The sequence below is a fragment of the Mycobacterium sp. DL592 genome (genome assembly GCF_011694515.1).
Classification (GTDB): domain Bacteria; phylum Actinomycetota; class Actinomycetes; order Mycobacteriales; family Mycobacteriaceae; genus Mycobacterium.
In genome coordinates this window covers 2,229,301-2,252,570 of sequence record NZ_CP050192.1, presented here as the reverse complement: position 1 = coordinate 2,252,570, position 23,270 = coordinate 2,229,301, and the positions used below count along the sequence as shown (strand labels likewise).

General features: G+C 68.6%; 20 protein-coding genes. 16 read left to right on the top strand and 4 right to left on the bottom strand.

Features of this window, described 5'->3' with window-relative positions; translation table 11 throughout:
• Nucleotides 1-54 precede the first annotated feature (54 nt).
• From pheS to HBE64_RS10860, 11 genes are all read left to right on the top strand, one after another.
• A complete protein-coding gene (gene pheS, locus HBE64_RS10910; protein ID WP_208300621.1) occupies nucleotides 55-1,101 on the top strand; it encodes a phenylalanine--tRNA ligase subunit alpha in 1,047 nt (348 codons plus the stop codon).
• Complete coding sequence (gene pheT / locus HBE64_RS10905; protein WP_167101511.1) at nucleotides 1,101-3,596, top strand: phenylalanine--tRNA ligase subunit beta; 2,496 nt, start codon at nucleotides 1,101-1,103, stop codon at nucleotides 3,594-3,596. Before pheS ends, pheT begins: the two co-directional genes overlap by 1 nt.
• Nucleotides 3,597-3,709: 113 nt before the next feature.
• A complete protein-coding gene (gene argC, locus HBE64_RS10900; protein ID WP_167101510.1) occupies nucleotides 3,710-4,759 on the top strand; it encodes an N-acetyl-gamma-glutamyl-phosphate reductase in 1,050 nt (349 codons plus the stop codon).
• Nucleotides 4,756-5,964, top strand: a complete 1,209-nt coding sequence (gene argJ, locus HBE64_RS10895; RefSeq protein WP_167101509.1) for a bifunctional glutamate N-acetyltransferase/amino-acid acetyltransferase ArgJ — start codon at nucleotides 4,756-4,758, stop codon at nucleotides 5,962-5,964. The genes argC and argJ overlap by 4 nt, the downstream gene beginning before the upstream one ends.
• Nucleotides 5,961-6,830: an acetylglutamate kinase gene (gene argB / locus HBE64_RS10890; protein WP_167101508.1), complete on the top strand. Its 870-nt coding sequence runs from the start codon at nucleotides 5,961-5,963 to the stop codon at nucleotides 6,828-6,830. Before argJ ends, argB begins: the two co-directional genes overlap by 4 nt.
• Nucleotides 6,827-8,005 carry an acetylornithine transaminase gene (locus HBE64_RS10885; protein WP_167101507.1) on the top strand — a complete coding sequence of 393 codons (1,179 nt, stop codon included), beginning with the start codon at nucleotides 6,827-6,829 and terminating at the stop codon, nucleotides 8,003-8,005. The genes argB and HBE64_RS10885 overlap by 4 nt, the downstream gene beginning before the upstream one ends.
• The gene (gene argF / locus HBE64_RS10880; protein WP_167101506.1) at nucleotides 8,002-8,931 is read left to right on the top strand and encodes an ornithine carbamoyltransferase; all 930 of its coding nucleotides are present in this window, start codon (nucleotides 8,002-8,004) and stop codon (nucleotides 8,929-8,931) included. The genes HBE64_RS10885 and argF overlap by 4 nt, the downstream gene beginning before the upstream one ends.
• Before the next feature lie 28 nt (nucleotides 8,932-8,959).
• On the top strand, nucleotides 8,960-9,445 hold the full coding sequence (locus HBE64_RS10875) for an arginine repressor (protein WP_167101505.1): 486 nt from the start codon (nucleotides 8,960-8,962) through the stop codon (nucleotides 9,443-9,445).
• 24 nt (nucleotides 9,446-9,469) lie between these two features.
• Entirely contained in the window at nucleotides 9,470-10,708 is a 1,239-nt protein-coding gene (locus tag HBE64_RS10870) for an argininosuccinate synthase (protein ID WP_167101502.1), read from the top strand.
• Nucleotides 10,705-12,114: an argininosuccinate lyase gene (gene argH / locus HBE64_RS10865; protein ID WP_167101499.1), complete on the top strand. Its 1,410-nt coding sequence runs from the start codon at nucleotides 10,705-10,707 to the stop codon at nucleotides 12,112-12,114. The genes HBE64_RS10870 and argH overlap by 4 nt, the downstream gene beginning before the upstream one ends.
• Nucleotides 12,111-13,334: an MFS transporter gene (locus HBE64_RS10860; protein ID WP_167101496.1), complete on the top strand. Its 1,224-nt coding sequence runs from the start codon at nucleotides 12,111-12,113 to the stop codon at nucleotides 13,332-13,334. The genes argH and HBE64_RS10860 overlap by 4 nt, the downstream gene beginning before the upstream one ends.
• Here the strand turns inward: HBE64_RS10860 and HBE64_RS10855 are convergent.
• Nucleotides 13,331-15,112: an ABC-F family ATP-binding cassette domain-containing protein gene (locus tag HBE64_RS10855; protein ID WP_167101493.1), complete on the bottom strand. Its 1,782-nt coding sequence runs from the start codon at nucleotides 15,110-15,112 to the stop codon at nucleotides 13,331-13,333. The two genes, HBE64_RS10860 and HBE64_RS10855, sit on opposite strands and share 4 nt — an antisense overlap.
• A 103-nt stretch (nucleotides 15,113-15,215) precedes the next feature.
• Between HBE64_RS10855 and HBE64_RS10850 the strand changes: the two genes are divergently transcribed.
• The 3 genes from HBE64_RS10850 to HBE64_RS10840 all read left to right on the top strand — a co-directional run bounded on the left by HBE64_RS10850 (nucleotide 15,216) and on the right by HBE64_RS10840 (nucleotide 19,002).
• Nucleotides 15,216-18,209 carry an acyl-CoA synthetase gene (locus HBE64_RS10850; RefSeq protein ID WP_167101490.1) on the top strand — a complete coding sequence of 998 codons (2,994 nt, stop codon included), beginning with the start codon at nucleotides 15,216-15,218 and terminating at the stop codon, nucleotides 18,207-18,209.
• A gap of 70 nt (nucleotides 18,210-18,279) precedes the next feature.
• Nucleotides 18,280-18,789, top strand: a complete 510-nt coding sequence (locus HBE64_RS10845; protein WP_167101487.1) for a hypothetical protein — start codon at nucleotides 18,280-18,282, stop codon at nucleotides 18,787-18,789.
• A 9-nt stretch (nucleotides 18,790-18,798) separates the two neighbouring features.
• Nucleotides 18,799-19,002: a Trm112 family protein gene (locus HBE64_RS10840; RefSeq protein ID WP_167101483.1), complete on the top strand. Its 204-nt coding sequence runs from the start codon at nucleotides 18,799-18,801 to the stop codon at nucleotides 19,000-19,002.
• Here HBE64_RS10840 and HBE64_RS10835 read toward each other — a convergent pair.
• The 3 genes from HBE64_RS10835 to HBE64_RS10825 are packed head-to-tail and all read right to left on the bottom strand — an operon-like array spanning nucleotide 18,980 to nucleotide 21,086.
• A complete protein-coding gene (locus HBE64_RS10835) occupies nucleotides 18,980-19,573 on the bottom strand; it encodes a TetR family transcriptional regulator (protein ID WP_167101480.1) in 594 nt (197 codons plus the stop codon). The genes HBE64_RS10840 and HBE64_RS10835 overlap by 23 nt on opposite strands.
• Nucleotides 19,570-20,388: an ABC transporter permease gene (locus HBE64_RS10830; protein ID WP_167101478.1), complete on the bottom strand. Its 819-nt coding sequence runs from the start codon at nucleotides 20,386-20,388 to the stop codon at nucleotides 19,570-19,572. Before HBE64_RS10830 ends, HBE64_RS10835 begins: the two co-directional genes overlap by 4 nt.
• The gene (locus HBE64_RS10825; RefSeq protein WP_167101475.1) at nucleotides 20,322-21,086 is read right to left on the bottom strand and encodes an ABC transporter ATP-binding protein; all 765 of its coding nucleotides are present in this window, start codon (nucleotides 21,084-21,086) and stop codon (nucleotides 20,322-20,324) included. The genes HBE64_RS10830 and HBE64_RS10825 overlap by 67 nt, the downstream gene beginning before the upstream one ends.
• Nucleotides 21,087-21,135: 49 nt before the next feature.
• Between HBE64_RS10825 and HBE64_RS10820 the strand changes: the two genes are divergently transcribed.
• Together HBE64_RS10820 and tyrS are read left to right on the top strand one after the other, a co-directional pair.
• On the top strand, nucleotides 21,136-21,756 hold the full coding sequence (locus HBE64_RS10820; protein WP_167101472.1) for a DNA-3-methyladenine glycosylase: 621 nt from the start codon (nucleotides 21,136-21,138) through the stop codon (nucleotides 21,754-21,756).
• A 27-nt stretch (nucleotides 21,757-21,783) separates the two neighbouring features.
• The gene (gene tyrS, locus HBE64_RS10815; protein ID WP_167101470.1) at nucleotides 21,784-23,058 is read left to right on the top strand and encodes a tyrosine--tRNA ligase; all 1,275 of its coding nucleotides are present in this window, start codon (nucleotides 21,784-21,786) and stop codon (nucleotides 23,056-23,058) included.
• Nucleotides 23,059-23,270 lie beyond the last annotated feature (212 nt).

Sequence of the window (23,270 nt, the reverse complement as noted above, 5' to 3'; positions counted from 1 at the left end):
CTTGCGTCACACCCGTGCCGCGCCCCGATCCCGCTAGCCAAGGAGTCTCGCCGCGTGGGTGAGCACGACGCCGACCTGCTGTCGCAGGACTCGCTGACCGGAGCCGTCGCCGCGGCCCGTCAGGCGTTCGGCCAGGCCGGTGACCTCGACGCGCTGGCCCGGGCCAAGACCGAGCACCTCGGCGATCGCGCGCCGCTGGCGCTGGCCCGCCAGGCGCTGGCCACGCTGCCCAAAGACGAGCGCGCCGACGCGGGCAAGCGGGTCAATGTCGCCCGCACCGAGGCCCAGACCAGCTACGACGAGCGCCTGGCGGTGTTGCGCGCCGAGCGTGACGCGGCGGCCCTGGTCGCCGAGGCCGTCGACGTCACCCTGCCGTCCACCCGTCAGCCGCTGGGGGCACGGCACCCGATCACCATCCTCGCCGAGCACATCGCCGACACGTTCGTGGCGATGGGCTGGGAGCTGGCCGAAGGGCCCGAGGTGGAGACCGAGCAGTTCAACTTCGACGCGCTGAACTTTCCGCCGGACCATCCGGCCCGCAGCGAGTCCGACACGTTCCACATCGCGCCGGAAGGCTCCCGGCAGCTGCTGCGTACGCACACCTCACCGGTTCAGGTCCGCACGCTGCTCGACCGTGAGCTGCCGGTATACATCGTCTCGATCGGGCGCACCTTCCGCACCGACGAACTGGACTCCACCCACACGCCGGTCTTCCATCAGGTCGAAGGCCTGGCCGTGGACCGCGGCCTGACGATGGCGCATCTGCGCGGAACCCTGGACGCCTTCGCGCGTTCGGAGTTCGGGCCGACCGCGCGCACCCGGATGCGGCCGCACTTCTTCCCGTTCACCGAGCCGTCGGCAGAGGTGGACATCTGGTTCCCGAACAAGAAGGGCGGCCCGGGCTGGGTCGAATGGGGTGGCTGCGGCATGGTCAATCCGAACGTGCTGCGCGCGGCCGGCATCGACCCCGAGGTGTACTCGGGGTTCGCGTTCGGGATGGGCCTGGAGCGAACTCTGCAGTTCCGCAACGGGATTCCCGATATGCGCGACATGGTCGAGGGTGACGTCCGGTTCTCGCTGCCGTTCGGAGCCGGGGTCTGATGCGACTTCCCTACAGTTGGCTTCGCGAGATCGTCCAGCGTGGCGCCCCGGGCTGGGACGTCGAACCGCACGACCTCGAGCAGGCGCTGATCCGTGTCGGCCATGAGGTCGAGGACATCATCACCCTCGGGCCGGTGAGCGGTCCGCTGACCGTCGGGCGGGTCACCGCCTTCGACGAGCTCACCGAGTTCAAGAAGCCCATCCGGGCCTGCAAGGTCGACGTGGGTGAAGCTGACGATCGCGATATCGTCTGCGGTGCAACCAACTTCGCGGTGGGTGACCTGGTCGCCGTCGCCCTGCCGGGTACCACGCTGCCCGGCGATTTCCAGATCGCCAGCCGCAAGACCTACGGCAGGCTTTCGGACGGCATGATCTGCTCGGCCGCCGAACTCGGCCTGGGCGCCGATCACTCCGGGATTCTGGTGCTCCCGCCGGGCACCGCCGAACCGGGCGCCGATGCCGCCGCCGTGCTGGGCCTCGACGATGTGGTGTTCGACCTGGCGGTGACCCCCGACCGTGGCTACTGCATGTCGATACGCGGGATCGCCAGGGAGATCGCCTGCGCCTACGACTTGGACTATGTCGATCCCGCCGATGTCGAACCACTGCCCGCCGAGGGGCCCGCGCTCGCGGTGACCATCGCGCCCGGCACGGGCGTCAGCCGGTTCGCGCTGCGCCCGGTCACCGGAATCGACCCGAAAGCGTTGTCGCCGTGGTGGTTACGCCGCCGGTTGATGCTGTCGGGCATCCGGCCGATCTCGCCCGCGGTCGACGTCACCAACTACGTCATGCTCGAACTCGGCCACCCGATGCACGCCCACGACAGCAGCCGGATCAACGGCGACTTCGCGGTGCGCTTCGCCAAGCCGGGGGAGACCGTCGTCACGCTCGACGACATCGAACGCACGCTGGACCCCGGTGACGTGCTCATCGTCGACGACGTCGCCACCGCGGCGATCGGCGGCGTGATGGGCGCGGGCACCACTGAGATCGACGGCGACTCGACCGACGTCCTGCTGGAGGCCGCGGTGTGGGATCCCGCCGCAGTGTCGCGCACCATTCGTCGTCTGCACCTGGTCAGCGAGGCGGGCCGCCGCTACGAACGCGCTGTCGATCCCGCCATCTCGGTGGCCGCAGTGGATCGGTGCGCGTCGCTGCTCGCCGAGATCGCCGGGGGCACAGTGCAACCGCGCCTCACCGACTGGCGGGGCGACCCGCCGCGCAAGGACTGGTCGCCCGAGCCGGTGCGAATGCGTTTCGACCTGCCCGACCGGATGGCCGGGGTGGACTACGAACCCGGGGCCTCGGTGAAGCGACTGACTCAGGTCGGCGCGCACGTCAGCGAGGACAGCGCCGACCCGGCGATCCTCGTGGTCACCCCGCCGAGCTGGCGGCCTGATCTGGTGCAGCCCGCCGACCTCGTCGAGGAGGTGCTGCGCCTGGAGGGTCTCGACAAGATCCCGTCGGTGCTGCCCACCGCGCCCGCGGGCCGCGGACTGACCGCCACGCAGAAGCGCCGCCGCGCGATTGGCAAGTCGCTGGCACTGTCGGGTTTCGTCGAGGTGTTGCCCACACCGTTCCTGCCCGCCGGCATCTTCGACCAGTGGGGTCTGACCGACGACGACCCTCGCCGGGACACCACCTTTGTGCTCAACCCGCTGGAGGCCGACCGGCCGCACCTGGCCACGACGCTGTTGCCCGCGCTTCTGGAAGCCCTGTCCCGCAATGTGTCCCGGGGCTTCGCCGATGTCGCGCTGTTCTCCATCGCCCAGGTTGTCCAGCCCACCGAGGACACTGGTGCCGTCGAGCTGATCCCGACCCACCGCAGGCCGACCAACGACGAGATCGACGCGCTGAACGCGTCGCTGCCGCACCAGCCGGTGCACGTCGGTGCGGTGCTGACCGGCCTGCGTGAACCGCGCGGGCCGTGGGGTCCTGGCCGTCCCGTCGAGGCTGCCGATGCGTTCGAGGCGGTCCGGATCATCGCGCGCGCCAGCGGTGTCGAGGTGTCGTTGCGCGCCGCCCAGCACCTGCCCTGGCACCCCGGCCGGTGCGCCGAGGTTCTCCTCGACGGCCGCATCGTCGGCTACGCCGGCCAGTTGCATCCCGCGGTGATCGAGCGCTCCGGACTGCCCAAGGGCACCTGTGCGGTCGAACTGAACCTCGACCTGGTGCCGATCCCCGAGACCCTGCCCGCACCGCGGGTGTCGCCGTTCCCCGCCGTCTTCCAGGACGTCAGCCTGGTCGTCGCCGGTGACGTCGCTGCGCAGGCGGTGATCGACGCGGTCCGCGAGGGTGCCGGCGAGCTGTTGGAGGACGTCGCGCTGTTCGACGTCTACACCGGCCCGCAGGTCGGGGAGGGCCGCAAGTCGCTGACCCTGGCGCTGCGCTTCCGTGCCACCGATCGCACCCTGACCGAGGACGAGGCCAGCGCCGCCCGCGACGCAGCGGTCGCCACCGCCGCCGAGCGCGTCGGCGCCCACCTGCGCACTTAAGCTCGGGGGTCCGTCCAAACCAACGTTTGCGCGGGCTTGTCCGAGTGCGGCGCGCCATTTCGTCGATCTCGACGCAGGCACCACGGAATGAATTTGCATCAGCGTGCATAACCATGCAGAATCGCGGAATGACTTCGGTGGCTGTTGCCGGTGCCAGCGGTTATGCCGGCGGCGAGATCCTGCGTCTGCTGCTCGGTCACCCCGCCTACGCCGACGGCAGGCTGACCATCGGTGCCCTCACCGCGGCCGCCAGCGCCGGTACGCACCTCACCGAGCACCACCCGCACCTGCTGCCACTGGCCGACCGGGTCATCGAACCCACCGACGCCGAGTTGCTGCGCGGGCACGACGTGGTGTTCCTGGGCCTGCCGCACGGCCACTCGGCGGAACTGGCCGAACAGCTCGGCGACAACACCGTGATCATCGACTGCGGCGCCGACTTCCGCCTCACCGATGCCACGGCATGGGAGCGGTTCTACGGCTCCGCCTACGCCGGCAGCTGGCCCTACGGGCTGCCCGAGTTGCCCGGCGCCCGAGATCTCCTGCGCAACGCGACCAGGATCGCGGTCCCGGGCTGCTATCCGACGGCGGCGCTGCTGGCGCTGCTGCCCGCGGTCGGAGCAGACCTCGTCGAGCCCGCCGTCACCGTGGTGGCCGTCAGCGGCACCTCGGGCGCGGGCCGGGCGGCCAAGGTCGACCTGCTGGCCTCGGAGGTCATCGGCTCGGCGCGGGCCTACAACATCGCCGGTGTGCACCGGCACACCCCCGAGATCGCCCAGGGTCTGCGCGCGGTGACCGACCGGCCCGTCACGGTGTCGTTCACCCCGGTGCTGATCCCCACCGCGCGAGGCATTCTAGCCACCTGCACCGCGCGCACCTCGGCGTCACAGTCCGAGATTCGTGCGGCCTATGAAAAGGCCTACGGAGCAGAGCCGTTCGTCCATCTGCTGCCCGAGGGCCAACTGCCGCGCACCGGTTCGGTGATCGGCAGCAACGCCGCCCAGCTGGCGGTGGCCGTCGACGGTGAGGCGGGTGTGCTGGTTGCCGTGTGCGCGATCGACAACCTGGTGAAGGGAACCGGTGGTGCGGCGGTGCAGTCGATGAATCTCGCACTGGGCTGGCCGGAAACGGAAGGACTGTCGATCGTGGGAGTGGCGCCGTGACCAGACTGCTGCGCACCCAGGGTGTCACCGCCCCGGCCGGCTTCCGGGCCACCGGGATCGCCGCGGGTATCAAGAAGTCCGGTGCTCTGGACCTCGCGCTGGTGCTCAACGAGGGACCCGACTACGCCGCCGCCGGGGTGTTCACCCGCAATCAGGTCAAGGCGGCCCCGGTGCTGTGGAGCCAGCAGGTGCTGACGACCGGAAAGCTGCGCGCGGTGCTGCTGAACTCCGGCGGTGCAAACGCCTGCACTGGCGCGCCGGGCTTCCAGGACACCCACGCCACAGCCGAGGCGCTGGCGGCCGCCCTGTCGGAATGGGGCACCGAGACCGGGCCGATCGAAGTCGCGGTGTGTTCCACCGGCTTGATCGGCGACCGGCTCCCGATGGACAAGGTGCTGGCCGGGGTCAGCGAGATCGTGCACGAACTCGCCGGTGGGCTTACCGGCGGTGAGGAAGCCGCCCGGGCCATCATGACCACCGATACCGTGCCGAAACAGGTTGCGCTGCATCACGCGCCGGACTCCGGGCAGAACTGGACAGTCGGGGGGATGGCCAAGGGGGCGGGCATGCTCGCCCCGTCGCTGGCCACCATGCTGGTGGTGCTCACCACCGACGCGGTGGCCGACGCCACCGCTCTGGACACCGCACTGCGCCGTGCCGCCGCAAAGACATTCGACCGCCTCGACGTCGACGGCAGCTGCTCGACCAACGACACCGTGCTGCTGCTGGCCTCCGGCGCCAGCGAGATCACCCCCAGTCAGGACGATCTCGACGAGGCGGTGCTGCGGGTGTGCGACGACCTGTGCGCCCAGCTGCAGGCCGACGCCGAGGGTGTCACCAAGCGGGTGGCCATCACCGTCACCGGCGCCCCGAACGAGGCCGACGCGGTCACCGCAGCCCGGGTGATCGGCCGCGACAGCCTGGTCAAGACCGCGCTGTTCGGCTCGGACCCGAACTGGGGCCGGGTGCTCGCCGCGGTCGGGATGGTGCCGTTCACCATCGAGCATGACCGGATCACGGTGTCCTTCAACGGGTTCCCGGTGTGCGTCGACGGGGCCGGCGCTCCGGGTGCCCGCGACGTCGACCTGTCCGGACCCGACATCGACGTCACCGTGGACCTCAAGCTCGGTGACGGACGGGCCACCATCCGCACCACCGACCTCTCGCACGCCTACGTCGAAGAGAACTCGGCCTACAGCTCATGACCGTCCCTACCCAGGCAAAGGCGGCGGTGCTGGCCGAAGCGTTGCCGTGGCTCAAGGCGCTGCACGGCAGGATCGTCGTGGTCAAGTACGGCGGAAACGCGATGACCGACGACCTGCTCAAGGCGGCGTTCGCCGCCGACATGGTGTTCCTGCGCAATGTCGGCATCCACCCCGTCGTCGTCCACGGCGGCGGTCCCCAGATCAGCGCCATGCTCAAAAAGCTCGGTATCGCAGGCGATTTCAAGGGTGGCTTCCGCGTCACCACACCCGAGGTGCTCGACGTCGCACGGATGGTGCTGTTCGGTCAGGTCGGCCGTGAGCTGGTGAACCTGATCAACTCCCACGGCCCCTACGCGGTCGGGCTCACCGGGGAAGACGCTCAGCTATTCACGGCCGTGCGCCGCAGCGTCAACGTCGACGGTGTCGCCACCGACATCGGCCTCGTTGGCGATGTCGACCGGGTCAACACGGCTGCGATCATGGATCTCATTGCTGCCGGCCGGATTCCGGTGGTCTCGACGATCGCACCCGACGTAGACGGAGTGGTCCACAATATCAACGCCGACACCGCGGCGGCAGCGCTGGCAGAAGCACTCGGGGCCGAGAAGCTGTTGATGCTCACCGATGTCGAGGGCCTCTACACCCGCTGGCCCGACCTCGATTCGCTGGTGAGCGAGATCGACACCGCCACCCTGACCCAGCTGCTGCCGAGCCTGGAGACCGGCATGGTCCCCAAGATCGAGGCGTGCCTGCGGGCCGTTGAGGGCGGGGTGCCCAGCGCGCACGTCATCGACGGCCGCGTCGAACACTGTGTACTGGTCGAGCTTTTCACCGACGAGGGGACCGGAACGAAGGTGACGCCATGAGCGAGGGACTGCTGCAGCGCTGGCAAGCCGTGATGATGGACAACTACGGCACCCCTGCGGTCGCGTTGGTCAGCGGCGATGGTGCCGTCGTCACCGACGAGAACGGCAAGACCTACCTCGACCTGCTGGCCGGGATCGCGGTCAACATTCTCGGCCACCGCCATCCGGCGGTCATCGATGCCGTCACGAACCAGCTGAACACGTTGGGCCACACCTCGAATCTGTACGCCACTGAACCCGGTGTCGCGCTGGCCGAGGCGCTCGTCGACCACCTCGGGGTCGATGTTCCGGCGCGGGTGTTCTTCTGCAACTCCGGCGCCGAAGCCAACGAGGTCGCCTTCAAGCTGACCCGGCTGACCGGACGGACCAAGCTCGTCGCCGCCGAGAACGCCTTCCACGGCCGCACCATGGGTGCGCTGGCACTGACCGGCCAGCCCGCCAAGCAGGCCCCGTTCGAGCCGCTGCCCGGTTTCGTCACGCACGTGCCGTACGGGGATGTCGAGGCGCTGGCCGCCGCCGTCGACGACGACACCGCGGCGGTGTTCCTCGAACCGATCATGGGGGAGGGCGGCGTCGTCGTCCCCCCGGCCGGCTACCTCGTCGCCGCCCGCGAGATCACCAGCCGCCACGGGGCCCTGCTGGTGCTCGACGAGGTCCAGACGGGGGTCGGGCGTACTGGAGCCTTTTATGCCCACCAGCACGACGGCATCACCCCCGACGTGGTCACGCTCGCCAAGGGGCTCGGCGGTGGCCTGCCGATCGGGGCCTGCCTGGGCATCGGTCCGGCGGCGGACCTGATGACACCGGGCTTGCACGGCAGCACGTTCGGCGGCAACCCGGTCTGCACTGCCGCGGCGTTGGCGGTGTTGCGGGTGCTGGCGGCCGAGGACCTCGTTGAGCGCGCCGACGTGCTGGGCAAGACGCTGTCGCACGGGATCGAAGCGCTGGGACACCCGCTGGTCGACCACGTCCGCGGACGGGGACTGCTGCGCGGTGTGGTGCTGACCGCGCCGCAGGGCAAGGCCGTCGAGACCGTGGCACGCGACGCCGGCTTCCTGGTCAACGCCGCCGCACCGGACGTGATCCGGTTGGCGCCCCCGCTGGTCATCACCGAAGCGCAGATCGACAGCTTCCTGGCCGCACTGCCCGACATCCTCGACAAGGCGGCACTATGAGCACCCTTCGGCATTTCCTGCGCGACGACGACCTGTCCCCGGCCGAACTGGCCGAGGTTCTCGAGCTCGCTGCGGCCCTGAAGAAAGAGCCGCTGAGCCGGCGCCCGCTGGAGGGTCCGCGCGGCGTTGCGGTGATCTTCGACAAGAACTCCACCCGCACCCGGTTCTCGTTCGAGATCGGCATCGCCCAGCTGGGCGGCCACGCGGTGGTGGTCGACGGGCGTGCCACGCAGCTCGGCCGCGAGGAGACCCTGGAAGACACCGGCCGCGTGCTCTCCCGGTATGTCGATGCGATCGTGTGGCGCACGTTCGCCCAGAACCGGCTCACCGCCATGGCCTCTGCGTCCACCGCGCCGGTGGTCAATGCGCTGTCCGACGAGTTCCATCCCTGCCAGGTGCTCGCCGACCTGCAGACCCTCGTCGAGCGCAAGGGATCGCTGGACGGTCTGCGGATGACCTACTTCGGTGACGGCGCCAACAACATGGCGCATTCGCTGATGCTCGGCGGGGTCAATGCGGGGATCAGCGTGACCATCGCTGCCCCAGCAGGTTTCGAGCCCGATCCACGGTTCGTGGCGGCCGCGCAGGAACGCGGCGCTCAGACCGGGGCCACCGTGACCCTGACGGCCGATCCCATCGCGGCGGCCAAGGGTGCCGATGTGCTCGTCACCGACACCTGGACGTCGATGGGGCAGGAGAACGACGGGCTGGACCGGGTGGGCCCGTTCCGGCCGTTCCAGGTCAATGCCGAGCTGCTGTCGCGGGCGGACTCCGAAGCTGTTGTCCTGCATTGCCTTCCCGCGCACCGCGGCTTCGAGATCACCGATGAGGTGATCGACGGCCCGCACAGCGCGGTCTGGGATGAGGCCGAGAACCGGCTGCACGCCCAGAAGGCGCTACTGGTGTGGCTGTTGGATAAGCGATGAGCCGCTTGCGCGAAGAGCAGAGACACCGATGACCACCGAAGTCAGCTCCACCAGGGCCGGACGCCAGGCCCGGATCGTCGCGATCCTGTCGTCGCAGTCGGTGCACAGCCAGAGCGAGCTCGCAGCACTGCTCGCCGACGAAGGTATCGACGTCACCCAGGCGACGTTGTCGCGTGACCTCGAGGAACTCGGTGCGGTCAAGCTCCGCGGGGCCGACGGCGGGGTGGGCGTCTACGTGGTCCCCGAGGACGGCAGTCCGGTGCGCGGGGTCTCCGGCGGCACCGAGCGCATGTCGCGACTGCTGACCGACCTGCTGGTGTCCACCGACGCCAGCGGTAATCTTGCCGTGCTGCGCACCCCGCCGGGCGCGGCGCATTACCTTGCCAGCGCGATTGACCGGGCAGCGTTGCCCGATGTCGTCGGCACCATCGCCGGCGACGACACCATCCTTGTGGTGGCCCGCGAGCCGATGACCGGTGCCGAACTGGCCACCATGTTCGAGAACATCCGCTAGATCCGAAGACAAAGGAGACACTTCATGTCCGAGCGCGTCATCTTGGCGTATTCCGGCGGTCTGGACACCTCGGTGGCCATCAGCTGGATCGGCAAGGAGACCGGCCGGGAGGTCGTGGCCGTGGCCATCGACCTCGGTCAGGGCGGCGAGGACATGGAAGTGGTCCGCCAGCGCGCCCTGGACTGCGGAGCGGTCGAGGCGGTCGTGGTCGATGCCCGCGACGAATTCGCCGAGCAGTACTGCCTGCCGGCCATCCAGTCCAATGCCCTCTACATGGACCGCTACCCGCTGGTGTCGGCGCTGAGCCGCCCGCTGATCGTCAAGCACCTGGTGGAGGCGGCCCGTGAGCACGGCGGCGCGATCGTCGCCCACGGCTGCACCGGCAAAGGCAACGATCAAGTCCGGTTCGAGGTCGGATTCGCCTCGCTGGCACCGCATCTGGAGGTTCTGGCCCCCGTCCGCGACTATGCGTGGACCCGGGAGAAGGCCATCGCGTTCGCCGAGGAGAACGCCATCCCGATCAACGTCTCCAAGCGTTCCCCGTTCTCCATCGACCAGAACGTGTGGGGCCGGGCGGTGGAAACCGGTTTCCTGGAGCACCTGTGGAACGCGCCCACCAAGGATGTCTACGACTACACCGAAGACCCGACGCTGAACTGGAACACCCCTGACGAGGTGATCGTCGGGTTCGAGCGCGGCGTTCCGGTGTCCATCGACGGCAACCCGGTGACGGTGCTGGAGGCCATCGTCGAGTTGAACCGGCGGGCGGGGGCCCAAGGCGTCGGTCGCCTCGATGTCGTGGAGGACCGCCTGGTCGGTATCAAGAGCCGGGAGATCTACGAGGCGCCGGGCGCGATGGTGCTCATCACCGCGCACACCGAACTCGAACACGTCACCCTCGAACGTGAGCTCGGCCGGTTCAAGCGCGGCACCGACCGCAAGTGGGGTGAGCTGGTCTATGACGGACTGTGGTTCTCGCCGCTGAAGCGCTCGCTGGAGGCGTTCGTCGCCGACACCCAGAAGCACGTCACCGGCGAGATCCGAATGGTGTTGCACGGTGGGCACATTGCCGTCAACGGCCGGCGCAGCCCCGAGTCGCTCTACGACTTCAACCTCGCCACCTACGACGAGGGTGACACCTTCGACCAGTCCTCGGCCAAGGGATTCGTCCACGTGCACGGCCTGTCGTCGAAGATCGCCGCCCGGAGGGACTTCCGGGCAGACGACACAGCCCGCCGTGACCTGGCAGGCAACCAGACGTGAGCACCAACGAGGGCTCGTTGTGGGGCGGGCGCTTCGCCGACGGGCCCGCGCCGGCGCTGGCGGCGCTGAGCAAGTCCACCCACTTCGACTGGGTGCTGGCGCCCTATGACGTCGCCGCGTCCAAGGCGCACGCCAAGGTGCTGCACCGCGCCGGGCTACTGACCGACGAGCAGCGCGACGGTCTGCTGGCCGGCCTGGACAGCCTGGGCACCGACGTCGCCGACGGCAGCTTCACCCCGCTGGTGACCGACGAGGATGTGCACGGCGCGCTGGAGCGCGGCCTGATCGAGCGGGTGGGCGCCGACCTCGGCGGCCGGCTGCGGGCCGGGCGGTCCCGCAACGACCAGGTGGCCACCCTGTTCCGGATGTGGTTGCGCGACGCGATGTCCCGGGTCGCCAGCGGTGCCCTGGAAGTCGTCTCGGCGCTGGCCACCCAAGCCGCCGCGCACCCGACGGCGGTCATGCCGGGCAAGACTCACCTGCAGGCCGCCCAGCCGGTGCTGCTCGCACACCACCTGCTCGCCCACGCCCACCCGCTGTTGCGAGATGTCGACCGCATCGTCGACTTCGACAAGCGCACCGCGGTGTCGCCGTACGGTTCGGGTGCCCTGGCCGGCTCATCGCTGGGACTTGACCCCGACGCGATCGCCGAAGAGCTGGGATTCGCCGCGGCGAGCGACAATTCGATCGACGCGACGGCGTCCCGGGACTTCGCGGCTGAGGCCGCCTTCGTGCTGGCGATGATCGGCGTCGACCTGTCCCGGTTGGCCGAGGACATTATTCTTTGGAGCACAACAGAATTCGGCTACGTCACCCTGCACGACTCCTGGTCGACCGGCAGTTCGATCATGCCGCAGAAGAAGAACCCCGACATCGCCGAACTGGCCCGCGGCAAGTCGGGCCGGCTCATCGGCAACCTGACCGGGCTGCTGGCCACCCTCAAGGCGCAGCCCCTGGCTTACAACCGCGACCTGCAGGAGGACAAGGAGCCGCTGTTCGACTCGGTGGCCCAACTCGAGTTGGTGCTGCCCGCGATGGCCGGCCTGGTCGCGACTTTGACGTTCGACGAGGACCGGATGGCGGCGCTGGCCCCCGCCGGGTACACCCTGGCCACCGACATCGCCGAATGGCTGGTGCGCCAAGGCGTGCCGTTCCGGGTGGCGCACGAGGCCGCGGGTGCGGCGGTGCGCACCGCAGAGAGCCGGGGAGTGGGCCTCGACGAGTTGAGCGATGAGGAACTGGCTCAGGTCAGCGACGCCCTGACACCACAGGTGCGGGACGTGCTCACCGTCGACGGGTCGGTGTCGTCACGCGATGCCCGCGGCGGGACCGCCCCGGTGCAGGTGGCCCACCAGCTCGGCGTCGTGCGGGAGACCGCGGAGAGACTGCGGCTGCGGCTGCGGTGACACACAGCGGGGGATACCACCTTTTCGCGCAGCGCCAGTTCCGCGAATTGTGGTTGGCGAACCTGCTTTCCGGCCTCGGGCTGGTCATGCTGTTGCTCGGCGCCGCCTGGGTGATGCTGTCGTTGACGACGAACCCTCTTCTGGTCAGCATGGTGCAAACGGCCGTCAGCCTGCCGTTTCTCGTGTTCGGGATCCCCGCCGGTATCGCCTCGGATCTCTACGGCCACCGGCGCCTGCTGCTCGGCGCGCACACCTGGATGCTGCTGGCCGTAGCCGGCCTCGCCGCGCTCACCTTCAGCGGACACCTCAACGCCGGATCGCTGTTGGTGGCGCTGTTCCTCATCGGCATCGGCATGGTCTTTCAGCAGGCGGCGTGGAAACCCTTTCTGCACGACCTCCTTCCGGCCGACCAGCTGGTCGCCGCGATCTCGTTCAACGCGTTGAGCAACAAACTCGCCCAGGTCGTCGGACCGCTGCTCGGCGGTCTTCTGGTCGGTTTCAGAGGTGCGCTGCTGGTGTTCGGCATCCGCGGGCTGTCCCATGTCGTGATGATGGCCGTCGTCAGGCGGGTGCCCAAACCCCTGGGCCGCACCGAGACCGGTTCGTTCCGGGAGGCACTGGCCTCCTTCGCCGGCGGGTGGCGTTCACTGCGGGCCTCCCGCGAGTTGTACGGCCCGCTGATCCGGCTGGCCGCGTTCATGCTGCCCTGCACCGGGATGGTGGCGTTGTTGCCGCTGGAAGCCAAGGAGAACATCCAGACCGAGGTCATCGGATACGGCGGGCTGCTTACGGCGCTCGCCACGGGAACGGTGTCGGCAGTGTCGTTGATGCCATGGATGCAGACGCGCGCGCGGATGAGCGTGTTGAGTTCGGCTGCGCTGGCGGGGTTTTCGCTCGCGGTCCTGGGAATCAGCCAGTGGGACAGCATGCCGCTCGACGCGTCGTTCCTCCTGGTCGCCGGATTCTGCTGGGGCATCCTCACGGTGGCTCATCAGTGGGCGGTGCAGACGGCGGCACCGGCCGACAGTCGTGGCCTGATGACGTCGTTCTACACGCTGACCCTGCAGGGTTCGCTGGCTGCGGGCAGTCTGCTGTTCGGGCTGATCGCAACCTGGATCGGGGTGAGCCCGACGATCCTGATCTGCGGCCTCGTCGCGGGGTGCGGGCTGCTGCTCGTGCGGCCGTTCCCGATGCCCGACGCCGTTGCGCAGACGGCCTAGTCGACCAGCTCGGAAAGCTCCAGCCAGCGGTTCTCCTTTTCGGCGACCTCGGCCTCCAGCTCGCGCAGCTCCTTGGTCAGCCGGCCGAGCCCGATGTGGTCGGCTTGGTCGTGTTCGGCCAGTTCGACGTGCTTGGCGTTCACCCGGTAGGACAGTTTGCTCAGCGCGCGGTCCAGCGCAGCGATTTCCTTTTCGACGTTGCGCAATTCCGCGCCCGACAGCGCGGCGGGCGGTGTCGGGGCCGCAGAGGCAGGTCCGGCAGCATCCGCAGCGTGCCGGCGTGCGGCGATCCGCAGATATTCGTCGACTCCGCCGGGCAGGTGCCGCAGGTGGCCGTCGACGATCGCGTACTGCTGGTCGGTGACGCGCTCGAGGAGGTAGCGGTCGTGGGACACCACGATCAGGGTGCCGGGCCAGGAGTCGAGCAGATCCTCGGTGGCCGAGAGCATGTCGATGTCGACGTCGTTGGTCGGCTCGTCGAGCACCAGCACATTGGGCTCCTCGAGCAGGATCAGCATCAGCTGCAGGCGGCGGCGCTGTCCGCCGGAGAGCTCATTGACCCGAGCAGACAGCTGTTCGCGGCGAAAACCCAAGCGCTCCAACAGTTGTGTGGGCGTCAGCTCGCGTCCGTCGACCACGTACCCCGCCTTGAGGCGGCCCACCACATCGCGGACCAGATCACCCTCGATATCGGCGAGCTGGCTGGACTTCTGGTCGAGCATGGCCAGCCGAACGGTCTTGCCGCGCTTGATCCGGCCGCCATCGGGCTCCAGCGTGCCGGCGATCAGGCCCAGCAGCGTCGACTTCCCGGCGCCGTTGGCGCCGACGATGCCGGTGCGCTCGCCCGGGCCGATGCGCCATTCGACGTCACGCAATACCGGCCGGCCGTCGAACGACACGGACGCATCGAGCAGGTCGATGACGTCCTTGCCCAGCCGCGCGGTCGCGAGCTTGGACAGTTCCACGGTGTTGCGCAGTGGCGGGACGTCGGCGATCAACTGGTTGGCCGCGTCGATCCGGAACTTCGGCTTGGAGGTGCGCGCCGGTGCGCCGCGGCGCAACCACGCCAACTCCTTGCGCATCAGGTTCTGCCGCTTGGCTTCCGTCGCCGCCGCCACCCGGTCACGTTCCACGCGCTGCAGAACATAGGCCGCATAGCCGCCGTCGAACGGCTCGACGATCCCGTCGTGAACCTCCCACGTCGTGTTCGCGACCTCGTCGAGGAACCAGCGGTCGTGGGTGACCAGCAGCAACCCGCCGGAACTGGGTGACCAGCGGTTCCTCAGGTGCTCGGCGAGCCAGGTGATGCCTTCGATATCGAGGTGGTTGGTCGGCTCGTCGAGAGCGATCACATCCCAGTCACCGATCAGCAGTTCGGCAAGTTGGACGCGGCGGCGCTGCCCGCCCGACAGCGATCCCACCGGCATCTGCCAGTCGATGTCGGACACCAAGCCGTCGACGACGTCGCGTACCCGGGCGTCGCCCGCCCACTCGTGTTCGGCCTGATCCCCGACGAGGACCGTACCGACAGCGGCGGCCGGGTCGAGGGTGTCGGCCTGGTCCAGCGCCGCCACCCGGATGCCGCCGCGGCGGGTGACACGGCCGGAGTCCGGGATGATGCGGCCCGTCAGCATGCCCATCAAGCTGGATTTTCCGTCGCCGTTACGTCCGACGATCCCGATCCGCGCGCCCTCGTTGACACCGACGGTCACCGACTCGAAAACCACCTGAGTCGGATACTCGAGGTGGAGGGCTTCGGCCCCCAGCAGGTGCGCCACTGCAAGGACATTAGCGGTGGCCCGCCCAGCGACACCAAAGCCGCAGGCGGCACGTCGGCTTTATGCCATGATGTGCTGGCTGTCGGGGCCTTACGCAGCTGTGATGTCGGACAGGGGAGTGGTTGTGGACTTGAACTTGTCGGCGGTCACCAGGCCGGTCGAGCGTCTGATGGCGACGGCACAGAACGGTTTCGAGGTATTGCGCTGGGGCGGTCTGGAGACCGGCGTGGTCCCCTCGCCATTCCAGACCGTCGAGAGCAAGTCGATGTACAAGCTGCGGCGTTACTTCCCGCCGGACAACCGGCCGGGTCAGCCGCCCGCCGGGCCGCCGGTGCTCATGGTGCACCCGATGATGATGTCGGCGAACATGTGGGACGTCACCCAGGAGGACGGCGCGGTCGGAATCCTGCACGGCGCAGGCATCGACCCGTGGGTGATCGACTTCGGGTCGCCCGACGAGGTCGAAGGTGGCATGGAACGCACCCTCACCGACCACATCGTCGCGCTCAACGAGGCCATCGACACCGTCAAGGAGACCACCGGCCAGAGCGTGCATCTGGCCGGCTACTCGCAGGGCGGGATGTTCTGCTACCAGACCGCCGCCTACCGCCGCAGCAAGGACATTGCCAGCATCGTGGCCTTCGGCTCGCCGGTGGACACCCTGGCTGCACTGCCCATGGGCATCCCGGCCAACATCGGCGCAGTCGCCGCCGACTTCATGGCCGATCACGTCTTCAACCGGATCGACATCCCAGGTTGGTTGGCGCGCACTGGTTTTCAGATGCTCGATCCGCTCAAGACCGCCAAGGCCCGCATCGACTTCGTGCGTCAACTGCATGACCGCGAAGCACTACTGCCCCGGGAGCAGCAGCGGCGTTTCCTCGACAGCGAAGGCTGGATCGCCTGGTCGGGTCCCGCAGTGTCCGAGCTGCTCAAGCAGTTCATCGCTCATAACCGGATGATGACCGGCGGGTTCGTCATCAACGAGCAGCTCGTGACGCTCAGCGACATCACCTGCCCGGTACTGGCATTCGTCGGAGAGGTCGACGACATCGGCCAGCCCGCCTCGGTCCGCGGCATCAAGCGCGCCGCGCCGAGCGCCGACGTCTACGAGGTGATGATCCGGGCCGGCCACTTCGGGCTGGTGGTGGGATCCAAGGCCGCGACGGCCACCTGGCCGACCGTGGCCGACTGGGTGCTGTGGCTCTCGGGCCGCGACGGCCGCCCGGCGGCGATCTCCCCGATGCCCGACAGCACCGCCGAGCCGGAGGATTCCGGGGTGGCGCTGAGCTCACGCATCATGCACGGCGTGGCCGAGGCGTCCGGTCTGGCGGCGTCGGTGGTGCGCGGTGTCGCCGACGCCGTCGTCACCACCAACAAGTCCATGCGCACCCTGGCCGTCGAGACCGCCCGCACCCTGCCGCGGCTGGTGCGCCTCGGTCAGATCAACGACCACACCCGAATCTCGTTGGGCCGCATCATCGATGAGCAGGCCGACGGTTCGCCCAACGGTGAGTTCCTGCTCTTCGACGGCCGGGTCCACACCTATCAGGCGGTCAATCGCCGCATCAACAACGTGGTCCGCGGCCTGATCAAGGTCGGGGTGCGCCAGGGTGTGCGGGTCGGGGTGCTGATGGACACCCGGCCCTCGGCGCTCGTGGCGATCGCCGCCCTGTCCCGGCTCGGCGCGGTCGCGGTGCTGATGCCCCCGGATGCCGATCTCGCCGAAGCGGTCCGTCTCGGCGGCGTCACCGAGGTCATCACCGACCCGGGCAACCTCGAAGCAGCCCGCAAGCTGCCGGTGCAGATCCTGGTCCTCGGCGGCGGCGACGCCCGTGATCTCAACCTGCCCGGCGACAGCGGCGTCATCGACATGGAGAAGATCGACCCCGACGCCGTCGCACTGCCCGGTTGGTATCGCCCCAATCCGGGTTTCGCCCGCGACCTCGCGTTCGTGGCGTTCAGCACCGTCGGCGGCGGTCTGATCCCCAAGCAGATCACCAACTACCGGTGGTCGCTGTCGGCCTTCGGTACCGCCTCGGCAGCGGCGCTGGGCGGCAGCGACACCGTCTACTGCCTGACCCCGCTGCACCACCAGTCCGGTCTGCTGGTGAGTCTGGGCGGCGCAGTCGTCGGTGGGGCCCGTATTGCACTGGCGCGCAGCCTCGAGCCGGAGCGGTTCTTCGCCGAGATTCGCCAGTACGGCGTCACGGTGGTGTCCTACACCTGGGCGATGCTGCGCGATGTCGTCGACGCCCCGTCGTTCAACCTCTCGCCGACCCATCCGGTGCGCCTGTTCATCGGTTCGGGTATGCCGACCGGCCTGTGGCAGCGCGTCGTCGACGGGTTCACCCCGGCCAATATCGTCGAGTTCTTCGCCACCACGGACGGCCAGGCAGTGCTGGCCAATGTCGCCGGCGCCAAAGTCGGCAGCAAGGGCCGCCCGCTGCCCGGTGGCGGCGTGGTGGAGCTGGCCGCCTACGACCCCGACGACGATCTGATCCTCGAGGACGACCGCGGCTTCGTGCGGGTCGCCGAACCCAATCAGGTGGGGCTGCTGCTGGCCAAGCCGTGGGGTCCGATCGACCCGACCGCATCGGTGAAACGCGGCGTGTTCGCACCCAGCGACACCTGGATCTCCACCGAATACGTGTTCCGGCGCGATGCCGACGGCGACTTCTGGCTGCTGGGCAGCCGCAACCTGCTGATCCGCACCCCGCGCGGGGTGGTGTTCCCCGAGCCTTGCACCGACGCACTCAGCCGCATCCTGGCTGTCGACCTGGCCGCCACCTATGGCGTCGAGACATCCGCCGGCACACTCGCCGTCACAGCCCTGACCCTGCGGCCGGGTGCGGGCGTCACCGCCGCCGACCTGACCGAGGCGGTCTCGGCGATGCCGGTCGGCCTGGCTCCCGACATCGTCCACGTGGTCGCCGACCTACCGCTCACCGCCACCTACCGGCCGACCGTGTCGGCGCTGCGTGCGGCCGGTGTACCGAAGGCGACGCGTAACAGCTGGTATCTGGACGCCGATACCCAGAAGTACAAGCGGCTCACGGCCGCGGTGCGGGCGCAGCTGGCGAGTCCCCAGAACTGAGCCCCTGCCCTGGCCGTGCCGCACTGTTAGGCTCGCCGATAGTCGGGGTGCCCACGCGTCGGAGGATTGCATGACTGTGCACAGCGTTACCAGCCGCTCGCATCGCGGCGCCAAGGGCGCAGCGATCGGAGTGCTGACCGCTGCCCTGATCGCCGGCCTCGGGTCCGCGACCGCGCTGGCCGATCCGTCGTCCACCGCACCAGCCACCCCCACAGCGCAGTCGGACTCGGGGGTTCCCCAGTTCAAGAGCGCCGACGAGCTGCTGCTGTTCATCGACCAGGAATACGACCAGGGTGCGGGCGGCGGCCAGCTGTCGAACCTGATCAAGTCCGTCATGAAATTGCGTTCCCAGGGTTTCAAGCCTTCCAAGACGAACGTCGCCGCAATCATGGATGCGCTGAACTACCGGCCCAATCAGAAGCCGTTGATCCAGGCGCTCAGCGACACCCTGGGCTACCAGCAGAAGATCAAGGCGCAAACCGAAATGCTCCAGCAGGCCCAAGCCGCGCAGAACAACAACGCGGTGATGGGTGCCGGCCAGATGCCGTCGGACGGCAGCCCCAGCATTCCGGGGCAGTAGGTGGGCGCCGTGCTCGACGAGAAGCTTCTGAGCATTCTGGTGTGCCCGGCCGATCGTGGCCCGCTGCTGGCGGTCGACGGACTTCTGTACAACCCGCGCCTGCACAAGGCCTACCGCATCGAGGACGGTATTCCGGTGCTGCTGGTTGATGAGGCCGTCGACGTCGCTCCCGAAGAACACGAACGCCTGATCACAGCGGCAAGTCCCCAGTGAGATAGCGCTGCAGGGCAGGCGCGATCGTCTGGGCGATCTGCTGCGGCGGCAACGATGCGAACGGTTCGATACCGACGATGTAGCGCGCGATGGCCACACCGAGCATCTGTGAGGCCACGAACTGTACGCGGATGCGCCCCGTTCCCGGTGGATTGTCAACGCGCGGAGCGATTTCCGCGGTGACAATATCTTCGATGAACGTGCGGATCAGGCTGACGTCGGCGCCGCTGAGGATGGATCGCATGGTGGCCACCAGTGCGTGGCCCATCTCCGAGTCCCACATGGCCAGCAGCATCGCCGGCAAGGCGTTGCCGAGGTCCTCCACCGGGGTCTCCCGCATCCGGGCGATCACCGTCATCGGGTCGAAGGGCATCCGGATGGCCGCGGCGAATAATTGCTGCTTGGTTCCGAAGTAATGGTGCACCAGCGCGGAGTCCACGCCCGCGGCGGCCGCAATCGCTCGGATCGAGGTTCTGTCGATACCGTTGCGCGCGAACAACTCTCGCGCCGCGACCAGGATGCGCTCGCGGGTATCGGAGGTATTGCCCGGCGGGCGTCCCGGACGCTTCACGGTGTGCGCCGCCGCAGTGTCGCCGCAGCCAGTGCCAGTGCCACCACCGCGAAGCCGAGGACGACGAGCATGTCGCGGACCGCCACGCTGGTCAGTTCGGCGTGGCTGCTGACCTGTTGCAGCGCTTCCAGCGCGTAACTGGCCGGCATCACGTTGCTGATCCACTCCAGCCAGGTCGGCATCAGCGCGCGCGGCACGATGATGCCCGCCAGCAGCAGTTGGGGGACGATGACGACCGGCATGAACTGGACCGCCTGGAACTCGGTGCGCGCGAACGCACTGGCCAACAACCCCAGGCCCACCCCGAGTACCGCGTTGATCACCGCGATCACGAAGACCCATAACGGGCTGCCCGCGGTCTGGAACCCGAGCAGCCAGAACGACACGACACACGCCAGGGTGGCCTGGGCGGCGGCGGCGACGGAGAACGCGGTGCCGTAGGCGGCCAGCAGGTCGAGCCGACGCAGCGGTGTGGTGAGAATCCGCTCCAGCGTCCCGGAGGCGCGCTCGCGCTGCATGGTGATCGAGGTGATGAGGAACATCACGAACAGCGGGAACAGCCCGAGCAGGATCAGGCACGCGTTGTGGAAGGGCGACACGGTGCCGGGCCTGGTCGGCACGTCGGAGAACATGAAGTACATCAGGGTTATGACCGCGCTCGGGACGACGAGGATCATCGCGATACTGCGGTGATCGGAGCGCAGCTGCCGCAGGATGCGGGTGGTCGTGGCCAGGTAGGCCCGCGGGCTTAGCCGGCCGGCGCTGCGGTGGTGTGCCGGATGACGGACAGGAACGCTTCCTCCAGTGACGCGCATCCGGTGTCCTCTCGTAGCTGGGTTGGGGTGGTGTGGGCCAGCAGTCGGCCCTCGCGCATGAGTAGCAGGTCGGCGCAATGGTCGGCCTCGTCCATCACGTGGCTGGATACCAGCAGGGTGGCACCGCGCCGGGCCAGGGCATGGAACTGCGCCCACAGGTCGGCCCGCAGGACCGGGTCCAGTCCGACTGTGGGTTCGTCGAGCACCAGCAGGTCGGGTTGGCAGACCAGGGCGCAGGCCAGTGATACCCGGGCGCGTTGACCGCCGGAGAGGTTTCCGCAGTACGCGCCGGCGTGGTCGCGCAACCCGACACTGTCGACGGCCTCGTCGGCTGCGGTCGTGTGCACCCCGTACAGGGCGGCGAAGTAGCGGACGTTGTCGATCACCCGCAGATCGTTGTAGATCGTCGGATCCTGGGTGACGTAGCCGACGCGCCGCCGCAGCGGGGGAGAGCCCGCCGGATGGCCGAGCACGGTCACTGTCCCGGAGGCGATGATCTGAGTTCCGACGATGCTGCGGATCAGGGTCGTCTTGCCGCACCCGGACGGACCGAGCAGCCCGGTCACCGTGCCGCGTGCGATGTCCACCGAGAAGTCGTGCAGGGCCACCCGCTTACCGCGGACCACCCGAAGGTGTCTGGTGTGAACTGCGCCGTCGGCAGGCGCCGCTAGTAATTCATCACCGGATGAAGTCATCACGCGATGAATAATGCGCCTGCTGCGTCGCCGCGTCAAGGAAACGGGCACAATGCGTGTCGTGACTGCCCAGCTGCTGGCCGGCGACCCGGTCAGCGCAGCCCGTCGGCTGCTCGGCGCGGTGATCAGCTGCCGGGGTGTCTCCGCGCTGGTCGTCGAAGTCGAGGCCTATGGCGGACCGCCCGATGGGCCGTGGCCGGACGCCGCCGCCCATTCCTATCGCGGCCCGACGGCAAGGAACTCGGTGATGTTCGGTCCGGCGGGCAGGCTCTATACCTATCGCAGTCATGGAATCCACGTGTGCGCCAACGTGTCGTGCGGCCCCGACGGCGTCGCAGCGGCGGTTCTGCTGCGGGCGGCCGCAATCGAATCCGGCCTGGCGGATGCCCAGGCTCGCCGGGGCCTGGCGGTGCGCCCGGCCGGGTTGGCGCGCGGGCCGGGCAACCTGTGCTCGGCCCTGGCGATCGGCATGGACGACAACGGACTCGACGTCTTCGACGACAAGTCTCCGCTAACACTGCACCTCGGTGAGCCCAGTCCGGACAGTTGCGGGCCGCGGGTTGGGGTGAGCCGAGCGGCCGATCGTCCCTGGCGGTTCTGGCTGACCGGACGCCCGGAGGTGTCGGCCTACCGGCGCAGTCCGCGCGCACCAATGCCGGGCGCGAGCGACTGAGCCGATCCGATACGGGAAGATCAACCCATGGGCACGACGATTCTCGACGAGTTGGGTTGGCGGGGACTGATCGCGCAGTCCACCGACATCGATGGGCTTGCGGCCGTTGCCGCGCAGCCGCCGATGACGGTGTACGCCGGGTTCGACCCCACCGCACCGAGCTTGCATGCCGGAAACCTGGTGCCGTTGCTCACATTGCAGCGCTTCCAGCGCGCCGGTCACCGGCCGATCGTGCTGGCCGGCGGAGCGACCGGGCTGATCGGTGATCCGCGCGACAACGGTGAGCGCACACTCAACACCGCTGACACGGTGGCCCAGTGGTCCGAGCGGATTCGCGGGCAGCTCGAGCGGTTCGTCGACTTCGACGACTCGCCGACCGGTGCCGTCGTGGAGAACAACCTGAGTTGGACGTCACAGCTGGGGGCCATCGAGTTTCTGCGTGACGTCGGCAAGCACTTCTCGGTCAACGTGATGCTCGACCGCGACACCATCCGCCGACGCCTCGACGGCGAGGGCATCTCCTACACCGAGTTCAGTTACATGCTGTTGCAGGCCAACGACTATGTGGAGTTGCACCAGCGCTACGGCTGCTCGCTGCAGCTCGGCGGCTCCGATCAGTGGGGCAACATCATCGCCGGCGTGCGCCTGGTCCGGCAGAAGCTTGGCGCGACCGTGCATGCGCTGACCGTGCCGTTGGTCACATCTGCCGACGGCACGAAGTTCGGCAAGTCCACCGGCGGCGGCAGCCTGTGGCTGGACCCCGAGATGACCAGTCCGTATGCCTGGTACCAGTACTTCGTGAACACCGCAGATGCCGACGTGATCCGGTACCTGCGCTGGTTCACCTTCCTGTCGGCCGAGGAGCTGGCCGAGCTGGAACTGGCCACCGCAGAGCGGCCGCATGAGCGTGCAGCGCAGCGTCGATTGGCTCAGGAGCTCACCACTTTGGTGCACGGCGAGGCCGCCACCGCGGCGGTTGAACACGCATCGCAGGCACTCTTCGGCCGCGGTGAACTGTCGCAGCTCGACGAGGCCACGCTGGCCGCAGCGCTGAACGAGACCTCGGTGGCGACCCTTGAGCCGGGGGCCCCGGACGGGATCGTCGACCTTCTGGTGGCCACGGGTCTGTCGGCCAGCAAGAAGGAGGCCAAGCGGACTATCGCCGAGGGGGGAGTGTCGGTCAACAACGTCAAGGTCGCCAGCGACGACTGGGTGGCGAATGCGTCCCACTTCCTGCACGGCAGCTGGCTGGTGCTGCGCCGCGGCAAACGCAATGTTGCTGGCGTGCAGCGTGTTCGGTGAGTTCCGAGCTGCCGAAACCCTGCTTCTAGCAGGCGATTTGACTCCCCGTTAGCACTCACGTAACTTAATCCACGTCGCCGCGACGCGGTCAGCCCGCAGAGCGCGACGGCATCTTCGAGGAATACTCCCGGATTCCGGGATGTTCCACTGTCCGCTCTACAGGCTCGCGGCGAAAGTCGCGGGGTTGCTTGCGCGGTCTGCGAGGTTGTCGA